4 protein-coding genes and 1 pseudogene are annotated in these 8,803 nt (G+C 64.5%); all 5 read right to left on the minus strand.

Translation table 11 applies throughout. The features are described 5' to 3' along the window. Positions 1–47: 47 nt before the first annotated feature. A complete protein-coding gene (locus ACWGH4_RS25110; protein ID WP_453464837.1) occupies positions 48–449 on the minus strand; it encodes a hypothetical protein in 402 nt (133 codons plus the stop codon). Between the two features lie 726 nt (positions 450–1,175). Next, positions 1,176–2,027, minus strand: coding sequence for a tetratricopeptide repeat protein (locus tag ACWGH4_RS25115; protein ID WP_453464840.1), 852 nt, complete (start codon positions 2,025–2,027; stop codon positions 1,176–1,178). 36 nt (positions 2,028–2,063) lie between these two features. Continuing rightward, positions 2,064–2,672, minus strand: a complete 609-nt coding sequence (locus tag ACWGH4_RS25120; RefSeq protein WP_453464843.1) for an SUKH-4 family immunity protein — start codon at positions 2,670–2,672, stop codon at positions 2,064–2,066. A gap of 53 nt (positions 2,673–2,725) precedes the next feature. Next, on the minus strand, positions 2,726–3,121 hold the full coding sequence (locus ACWGH4_RS25125) for a nucleic acid/nucleotide deaminase domain-containing protein (protein ID WP_453464846.1): 396 nt from the start codon (positions 3,119–3,121) through the stop codon (positions 2,726–2,728). A gap of 48 nt (positions 3,122–3,169) precedes the next feature. Then, positions 3,170–8,803 (minus strand): annotated as a pseudogene (locus tag ACWGH4_RS25130) (golvesin C-terminal-like domain-containing protein); the annotation flags it as partial.

An 8,803-nucleotide genomic window follows, 5' to 3' on the forward strand; every position in this document is an offset into this window, starting at 1 on the left:
GTCCTGCCAGCAGGACGCCCACCTCTTTCACACCTCAGCCACAGACCTCAGGAACGGAATCCTGATGTCTCGTCCCAAGGGATTCCGTGCCATTCCGTCAAGGCATAAGCCATGAGGCGGTCATTGAAGACAGGATCCGTCACCCCACTGAGAATAGTGGTCAACATCAGATCCTTGCCACGGGTGGCATCTTCTCCCAATGCGGAACATGCTTCCTCGAGGAAGATGTCGAGAATCGCGCCCCCGACGCTCACTTGGACGTACTGCTCGAGGACCGGTTCGGCAGGGCGGGAAATACGTACCGTGCTGCTCGCCCAGCCCTCTCCCTCCTTCACCTCACCGCTGGAGAGGTCCGCATCCTCGTCGCGCAGGTGAGCCAGAAGAACGTTCAGCGCCTCCAGTGGAGATCGCCCTCCCGACTCGCCGAGGGCGCCGCACTCGAAAGCCATTCTTCACTCCTCCGCCCATCAGTCGCCAAGAAGGACGTTACGGCCAGAGCGTCGCGGCCCGCCAGCTACGCAGGGCCTTCGCGGCCGTGCTCCCGCCGTTCCACGCCTGCGATGGGCATCGCTTCGACGCCACCTACGTGGCTCTGGCCGAAGATTCGACGTACCGCTCGTGACCAGCGACGGGCGGATCAAGGACGGCGCGCGGGCGAAGCAGGCCACGTGCGCGGTCGAGGTGTTCAACGACAAGACGCTGTCCCCGGCAAGGAGCAGCTGAACCACCCGACCGGGAATCCGCTCTCACCGGGTGGTACGGCCTGACCCAGGCCGTACCACGCGGTGGATCACGGTCGCCAGGAGCCACCGAGCCAGGCGTCGCAGGACCTCATAGACCGATACGGCTATGGGTCCGACGTGCCGGGGTACTGATCCGACACGACGAGCCGCAGGTGATCGTCCCTGTGCCGCAGGGAGTGGCTGAGCTCCGCGTTGGGCGCGAGCGCGCTGTGACGGCGACCCGGAACTCGGTGGAGTCGGTGCGCGCTTCCCACTCTGGCGTCGCCGTTGTCACCGTCAACCGCTGACCGCGGACAGATCAGCCTCCCGATGCCACCTTCTCGAGCAGGCCAGCGCCAGCAGGAACAGCGCGACGGCGTACAGACCTGCCGCGCACGCGCCGCGCAGCCACAAACCCGCTCTCTCGCTCAGGTCCCAAGGCCCCGGCAGGCACTACCTGTTCCCCACGACATGCAAAATCGCCTCGGCATCCGCCGTGCGGTCCGCCAATTCCCCAGCGGTCCTGACGTCCTCTGCCGGCATGCCGCGTGCGATCCGCAGCGCTTCGTGGAATCCGTCCCCGTTGCCCCGGTGCATCATCTGCAGGAGCCAACGCACGGCTTGGACCCTGTCCTCCGCCGTCCCCAGACCGGCCTCGTACCTGGCGGCGACCACCCACATCGCAGGAACGTGCCCCGCCTGCGCAGCAGTCAGATACCACCGGAAGGCGTCTTCTTCCTCGTCCCGAGCGTTGTACTGGTCGGCGAGCAGCGCACACGCCTCCGGAACACCGGCATCAGCGGCCTGCCGAAGACTGGCCAGGAAATCCCTCGCATTCCGCCGCATCCCCAGACCGTCACGGGCCGCCAGTGCCATGTTGCAGGCGCAGTACCCGTCACCGAGTTCCGCACCTCGTCGGAACCATTCATTGGCTTCCGTGCGGTTCGCCGTCGTACCCATGCCCTCCGCGAGCATGAAGCCGAGCCCGCGCATGCCGTCAGGCGCTCCGGATTCGGCAGCTTGCCGGAACAAAGCGAATGCGCGCTCATGCTGCGTGCCCGAGATCAGGTGGATGCCGCCCAGCAGTGCACTCGCGCCGGCCCCCTCCCTCGGATCGTCGAGCAGGCGTTCCAGCACCGGAGCGATCTGCTCCAGGCGGGCCTTCGCCCCGCCCGAACCGAGCCGGAAAGCGTGCACGAACCAGTTGCCCGCTGCTACCGGATCGCCAACCTCGAGGGCAGCTTCACCGCGCTCGATTATCGACGAAACAGAATCCCCGGCCGGGAACCCGCGCCGTTCTTCCATCAGCCCGCACACCCCAATGCCACAAATTTTGATAAATCACCATCCACCCACGACGCCAGGCCACCAGTTGAACCGACTCTCCTCGCCCACTTCGGAATCTATTTGACATACTAGATCATAAAAGTGCTCCAAGTTATCATAAAGCTGATCCAGGTCATTCATTTTCTTCAGAGCTTTACTCGCAAAACACCATCGCCAAGACGTTTCGACAAATTTCCGCGCTGCTGAATTCACATAGGAAACCGCCTGATCATCCACGTACGGAAAGGCAACCACCAGCCCTTCTGCTTGCAGCACGCCGATCGATCTTCCCCAGTAGTCACCAAGCCGAAAGGCACTACCGACTGCGGACCGAATCTCTGGCACCGAAGACTCCTGGACATCTCCAACAAGTTGGACTCCATGGCGCCCCCCGCCGGGCTCCATCACCGGAATTCCGAACTCACGCAGCGCCGCCGTGTCTTCCTTGGACAGCCCCCACTGCCCCAGATCCCGTGGTGGATAAGACGCACCGAAGCCGCGGCGAGAAAGGACACCCAACGGCAACTCCACACTTTCGTTGAACTCCGCTTGCAGTTCCGCATTTCCCACAATGAACTCCAGCCGGACCGATGAACAGAAAGACAACTTGGCCGGCCACCCCATGGGCGGCCGGCCAAGTCTACCTGCTAATGCGTTACCTGCTCACGGCAGGACTGCTACGTGATCCACTCGAATCCAGGCAGATCCGCTGCGGCGCCACGGAACGATCCCATAGCCCGCGCAATGGCTCCCGCGTTCTTTCGGCCATTCCTGATCCCATCCGGGTTGAGACTCCAGGAAATGTTTCCTCCGAGGTTCTTGTACTGACTCAGGCTTGCCGAACAGTTGTGAGGATCGGTCACACACGGCACTCGCTCGGAATATACGCCGAGGACGTCGTCTGCAGAGATCCCGTTCGCCGGATCGGCGATGTACCGATTCAGAATCTCTTCCGAGTGAAGGCCGCCCGGGTCATTTGCTGCCGCCAGGAAGCGCGAGTTCGAGCCACTTCCGACTTGATAGACGGCAACGTTCTGCGAGGGCTTAACCTTGTTCGTCATTCTGGCGTTCATGGAAACCTGGGCCAACTGCGACGACGGGCAGTTGAGTGCAACCGGGCTGTTGTGTACGAGCACAGGGCTCGCGCCCACCAACACGAAGAACGTGTGCACTCCGTCGACGGTGAGGTTGTGGACCCGCTGGGTGCGGTGGGCTTCGTCGATCGCGGTGATCTGGACCCAGGTGCCGGCTGAGGTCTGGAGCCACATGCCGGGCTCGAGGTCCTCCGCGTTGGCCCACTTGCCGAAGTCCGGCAGCCAGAACGGGTGCTCGTCCGTAGCGGTGATTGTTTCGGGCTTGGCGTCGCCGTCCTTGCCGTCGGGGTCGACGGTGAGGGTGATCAGGTGCTTGACGCCGCTGTGGTTACGGGCGTCAGTGATCTGGCGGGCCTGCAGGTCGCCGGTCTCCGGGTCGGAAGCCAGGACGTATTCACCCGCCTTCAGGTCCTCGATCTTCTTCGTGGACCCGTCGGCCATAAGCACCTTGGTGCCAGGGACGAAGCTGTTCTTCTTCGGCTTCTTGCACTCACCACTCTTCTTGCCCTTCGGCTTGGACTCAGCCTTGGGCTTGGGCTTCGACTTCGGCTTCGGCTTGGCGGCAGGCGGCTTCGAAGGCGCCTTGGCACCCTTGACCGCGTCCGCGGCCTTGGCGCCCTTCTTCGCGTACTTGGCCGCCGTGGCCGCCGCGCCGATGCCCGGTATCGCCGCCGCCATCGACAGGGCCGCGTCCGCGTAGTTGCCCTCGGCCGCGTACCAGACACCGTTCGCGACGTCCGCGACCTCGCCGATCACCGGGACCATGCCCGCCACGTCCAGGGCCGCGTGGCCCACGTCCGAGAGCGAGATGTCCAGGCCGAAGAGGTGGCCGTCGAGCTCCACGAAGGAGATCGGGTTGCCGCCGGCGAACGCGTACCGGTTGCCCGTGTACGGGTCCGTCGCCAGACCCATGTCGTCCAGCGCGCCGCCGTACATGTCACGCGTCAGGAACCGGTTCAGGCCCGGGTCGTAGTTCCGGAAGCCCATGTCGTACGTACCGGAGCCGTCGTCGTGACGTGCCGCGTTGTAGCGGTAGTCGTTGTACTGCTCCTTGTCCGGGTTCGCAGCGTCCGGTTTGTCCGCGCCGGTGAACTGCTTCTCGTCGTCGGAGCCGTACGCCGAATAACCGTACGTGGCCCGGGTGTTGCCGTCGGCCTTGGTGATCGCCTCCACGTCACCCTTCGGGTGGTAGAGGAACTGCGAGTACTCCTTTGTCGCATCGGCGTTGTGCTTGATCTGGGTCAGCTTCTGGCCCCACGGCGAGTACTGGTAGGACTTGGTCGCCTTGCCGGCAACCTCCTCCCGCAGCACCTTCGACTCCATGCCCAGGTACGTGAAGAGCGTGGTCTTCCCGCCCGTCCCGGACGTGGTCTCCTGCGCCGTGCGGTCGAACGCGTCGTACACGTACGACGTCGTCTTCGCCGCCGCACCCGTACCCGCCGTGTGCTTGGCGATCCGGTCGAAGCCGTCGTACGTGTACTTCTCCTGTACCGACCCGTTGGAGGACACAGTGTCCAGGCGGCCCAGCGGGTCGTAGTTGTACGTGGCGGCCACACCGCCCCCGGCCGTCTTCAGCAGACGGTTGCGGTCGTACGTCGACGTCGACGTGACAGTGCCCACCGTCTGTTCGACGATGTTGGAATTGCCGTCGTACTTGTACGTCTCCGTACCCGCCGCGTCACCGGTCTTGGTGACCGTCTTGATGCGGTCCTGCGGGTCGTAGGCGAACGTCGACACGGTGTCCAGGTAGTCCGCCGCGTTGTCGGCGTTCATGACCTTGGACGTGTCCTTGGAACGGTTCCCGTTCGGGTCGTACTCCAGGTCGTGCGAGGCGACGACGGTGCCGGTGCTCTTCTTTTCCACCTGCGACTTGACCGCACCGTTGAGCCAGTACGCGTAGTCGACGGTGTTGCCGTTCGGCTTCGTCTGCTTCAGCGGCTGACCGCGGTCGGTGTAGGTGAAGGTGCTGATCTGCTGGTTGCCCGCCGTCGGCGAGTCCGCGTTCGTGATCTTGTTGATCATGTCGCGGACGTCGTACTCGGACTTCGACCACGTCACGTCGTGCGTGGTCTCCACCGGGTTGCCGTTGACGTCGTAGGCCAGCGCGGTCGTGTTCTTGACCGTCGTGCCGAGCTTCTCCTCGACCTTCGCGAGCTGGTTGAGCTCGTCGTAGGTCATCGCGTAGGCGTCGGTCTTCGCGCCCGGCGAGAGGTCCTTGACCTCGGCGAGCAGACCGTTGACGTCGTACCGGTAGGTGAAGTCCTTCTTCTCGTTGTCGGTCTCGCCCGTGTTGGAGCGGACGAGCTTCAGACCGTCGGCGACGACCGTGCCGTCGGCCAGGTCGGACAGCGTGACCTTCTGGGTGCCGGACTCCGTGAAGGAGTACGAGCCCAGCGAGACCCACTCACCGGACCGCGTGGTCTGGTTGACGGGCTTGGTGACCTCACCCGACGCGTGGGTGATCTTGAACGGTGCGTTGGTCGCCGCTCCGGTCACGTCACCGTGCCGGACGAAGACCTCGTACGTACCGTCCTGCGGGATGTTGAGCTGCCAGGTGAACGAGTCAGCGCCGGTGCCCTTGGGATGGGTGCGGACGTCGTAGCCCCACTGGCCCATGGCCTGGGAGGCGTTCCAGCTGCCCTGCGTCGCCGTGTTGTTGACGTCGGTGGAGTCGACGACCACGACGTGGTTGCCGACCGGGATGCCGTCGTCGGAGCGGGCCTTCTGGTTGCCCGAGGGGTAGAAGTCCCACGTCATCGTGCGCTGCGACGAGTCGCCGGCCGAGGTCAGCGTGTTCTTCGTCTGCTGGCCGAGCGCGTTGTAGTCGTACGACGTGGTGATCTCGAACGGGTCCTTCGCGGACTTCGTCCACCCGTTGTCGTAGTAGGTGTACTCGGTGTCGTTGCGGACCGTCTGCCCCTGCGACGGCGGCGCCGAGACACGCTCCAGCTGGCCCACCGAGTCGTAGAAGAAGAAGGTCTTGTCCGGGGTGCTGTAGTCGGCGTCACCGGAATCGAACGGGCGGAGCTGCTCCTTGACCCGGTTCAGCTCGTCGTAGACCGTCTCGGAGGTGAAGTCGGTCGCGTCGTCCGTGGTCGCGACGCCGCGCGGGCTGATCTCCTTCGTTCGGTTGCCGACCTCGTCGTACTCGAAGCGGGTCGTCCGGTAGCTGATGACACCGGAGCCGTCCTTCGAGTACGGGACCTTGACCTCCTTGACCATGCCGCGCCGGTCGAAGATCGTCTCGCTCGTGTTGCCCTCGGCGTCCGTCGCCTTCGGCGAGCGGCCGTCGAGGTCGTACTCGACCGTCGTGAACTTGCCGGCCGCGTCCGTCGTCTTCGTGACCCGGTGGTTCAGGTCGTAGGTGTACTTGGTGGTGAAGTCGGCGGTGTCCGCGGTCGCGTTCTTCTTCGGGTCGATGACCGTGACCACGTTGCCGACGTTGTCGTACTCGCTGGAGACCTTGTCGCCCTTGGCGTTGACCACCGAGACGGGCTGGTAGATCTCGTCGTAGGTGTAGGTCGTGGTGTAGTCGCCGACCGTGGCCGTCAGGTTGCCCTTGGGCTCGGTGACGGTCTTGACGTTGCCGACCTTGTCGTACGTCGTGGTCGTGCGCCGCTCGGGATCCGTCGTGAGGTCCTTCGGCGCGAGCGAGTCGGTGACCTGGTCGGCCGCGTCGTACACCGAGGACGACTCGGCGCCGCTCGGCGTGAAGACCTTCAGCAGGTTGTTGTTGGCGTCGTACTCGGGCGCCGGGGTGGTGATGTAGACGCCTGCCGCCTGGTCCTTCGGCTGCTTCTGCTCCAGCGGACGGCCGAAGTAGTCGTAGGACTGGGTGACCTTGGCGCCCTTGGCGTTGATGACCTCCTTTGTGTTGCCGCGCTCGTCGTAGACGAAGTTCGTGGAGTTGTTGAGCGCGTCCGTGATCTTCGTCGGGTAGCCGTGCGGGCCGAAGCCGAAGTACGTGGTGGCGTGGCCGTTCGCGTCGGTCTGCCTGGTGGGCTGGCCGTACGCGTCGTACTCGGTGGTCGCCGTGTAGTCACCGGCCGTCGCCGAGGCGACGCCCTCCGGGTCCGTCACGGACGTCTGGTTGCCGAACTGGTCGTAGCCGAACTCCCAGACGTTGCCCAGCGGCGAGGTCTTGCGCCACAGGTCGGCGGAGTAGCCGTCGATCCGCGTCGTGTACTCGAACTTCGTCGCGTTGGCGGGGTAGGAGGCCGGGTTGCAGTAGTCCGTCGGGTTGAACTGCGTCCAGGACTTGGTGACTTCCGCGTCCCACGTCCTCAGCGGATAGCCCGTCTTCGGGTCGAAGCAGGACGCGGTCTTGGCGCCGTTGGCCTGCTCCATGTAGACGACGTTGTTGTCCGCGTCCCAGCTCAGCTTGGTGGTCTGGGCCTTGGCGTTCGTCATCTGCACGGGACGGCCGAAGTCGTCCAGGACGTGATCGGTCGCGCGCAGTTCTGCGTCGGTGACCTTGGTGTCGGTGAACTTCGTGTTCAGGACATTGGGCTTGTACGCGAAGTTCGTGGCGAAGTTCCGGCGATCGGTGATCGTCTTGGTCCACCAGTGGTACTTCGGGTCGTCGCCCACCTGCGGCGCGTAGTACGCGAGGGAGGTCGCGCTGCCCCGCGGGTCGGTCGCCTTGACCAGCTTGACGTTCTTGTTGCCCTGCGTCGCGTCGTAGGTGAACTTGAAGACCTTCGGCTGCGTCGAGAGCTCACCGTCGATGATCTGGCCGAGCAGACCCTTGTCGGTGTAGTAGAACGTGATCTTGCGTCCCGAGATGTCCGTCATGGACTTCACGTGGTCGTAGATCTTGGAGTTGGTCAGATTGGTACCGCTGACCTTCGCGCCCGTGGCGTCGATGTACTGGTAGGACGCGTCGCCCTTCTTGTAGTACTCGACGGTGAGCGACTGCCGGCCGGCCGGGTCCGTGATGTAGGTCAGGAACTTGGTCGGCTTGTTGTTGGACTTGCGCTCCTCGTACGTGAACGTCTGCGTGTTGCCGTCGTTGTCGACGGCCGACGTCATGTAGCCGTCGCAGCCGAACAGGAACCGCGTGCCGTCCGGGCGTGTGAGCGTCCAGGCATCCGGGACCGGGTCCTTGGTCGGCTTGCAGTCCAGCCCCGCCTTGGCGGCCAGCTTGAAGTGGACACCCGCGGGTGCCTTCCAGACGCTGTTGGTCGCGTCCCAGCGGAAGACGTGCGTGGTGCCGTCGCCGTCGGGGAGCCGGACCTCGGTCGGGTTCGGGTTCGGGTGGAAGTCCAGCGGCGCGCCGAGGCGCGTCGGGCCGGAGACCTGCGCCGACCAGCCGTGGCCGAGGACAGTGTCCGAGGTGTCCAGGGTGTTGTAGGCCAGGCGAGCGAAGGTGTTGAGGCCACGACCCGGGTTGTTGATGGCGTTGTACTGCCACACGCCGTTGCCGGACGCCAGGTTGTTCATGAAGCTCGAACCGGCACCGGTGTTCTTGCCCGTGTAGCTGTAGAACTTCTCCAGGCCCAGCGTGTTGGACGTCGGGTCCTCCACCGCCACGTTCTGCTTCAGCGGGGGAATGCCGCCCGTGCCCGCGGACAGCCAGGTGCCGTCGGCGATCTTGCGGACGTCCCAGCCGAGCACGTACTCGTTGCGCTTGTTACCGGAGTCCGAGTTGATCGGGGTGGC

It is taken from the genome of Streptomyces sp. NPDC054847 (assembly GCF_053610925.1).

Excerpts from the sequence above, each read along its gene's own strand:
- ACWGH4_RS25115 (WP_453464840.1), bottom strand. The coding sequence starts at position 2,027 with ATGGAAGAACGGCGCGGGTTCCCGGCCGGGGATTCTGTTTCGTCGATA.
- ACWGH4_RS25110 (WP_453464837.1), bottom strand. The coding sequence starts at position 449 with ATGGCTTTCGAGTGCGGCGCCCTCGGCGAGTCGGGAGGGCGATCTCCA.
- ACWGH4_RS25120 (WP_453464843.1), bottom strand. The coding sequence starts at position 2,672 with ATGGGGTGGCCGGCCAAGTTGTCTTTCTGTTCATCGGTCCGGCTGGAG.
- ACWGH4_RS25125 (WP_453464846.1), bottom strand. The coding sequence starts at position 3,121 with ATGAACGCCAGAATGACGAACAAGGTTAAGCCCTCGCAGAACGTTGCC.